Origin of the sequence: uncultured Metabacillus sp., assembly GCF_947503125.1 — a bacterium.
Classification (GTDB): Bacteria; Bacillota; Bacilli; order Bacillales; family Bacillaceae; genus Metabacillus.
In genome coordinates, this window is sequence record NZ_CANNCR010000168.1 from 1 (window position 1) to 873 (window position 873).

1 protein-coding gene is annotated in these 873 nt (G+C 40.1%); it reads left to right on the plus strand.

From position 1 onward, the window contains the following. Positions 1-873, plus strand: an 873-nt coding sequence (locus tag Q1B07_RS26675) for a transposase (RefSeq protein WP_299834316.1), incomplete at both ends; no start/stop codon positions are given.

Consider the following 873-nt stretch of genomic DNA (forward strand, 5'->3'; position numbering starts at 1 on the left):
ATGAGGATATTGTCCGTGAGTTGGGGCGTAAAGGGTTCGGTGTCCGAATCTTTAATGCTTATACTACCTTTGAAGAACGCTCTAGTGCACTGAATTGGTGTAAGACCGATGATATAGATCTCGTAGCCCTTGCCCACTGTATTAAGAATAATAAAGGTACTGAATTTACTTTGGCAGAGGGCATTCAGCGTCAACTTCTTACCTTCACAAGAGTGAGAAGACAAGAAATCAGGAAGCGATCAACTCTTCAAATGGAAATCCGGGTGTTAATGGATCACATTTGGCGTGAATTTCAAGGTTATGCAGTAAAAGAAGGGAACAAACGAAAAAAAGTCAAAGTTTTTAGTGACTTCTGGGGAAAGTCTTCCCTTTTCTTTATGAATCATTATCCACATCCGGCTTACATTCTTGAGCTAGGTGAAATAGGTCTTCTCAGACTTTCGAAAGAACACAACTTGAAATTACGAAAGAGCACGATTGAAAAACTTTCGTATGTAGCTAGCCAGGCGCTTTCTCGCTCCCTTGAAGAGCTTAAACCAGAGCTTCTCATACTCAAAACTAAACTTCAAGATTTAGAAAGATTAAACAAGAATATTGAGTCATTTGAACGGGAGATTGAATCACTCCTTCTTCAAACGGAGGGCAAGCTTTTCTTATCCACTCGTGGTATCGGTGTAATTACAGCTGCCGAGCTTTATAGTGAAATGGGAGATGTTTCTCAATACGAGAATCCTGGCCAAATTATAAAAAAAGCAGGAACCAATCCTATTATGAAACAATCAGGTGGTGGAAAAGAGTATTTTGGGCGTATTTCGAAGCAAGGAAATCCCCATCTTCGCTATATCATTTATAACCTTGGTCGTTGTCTGGCTC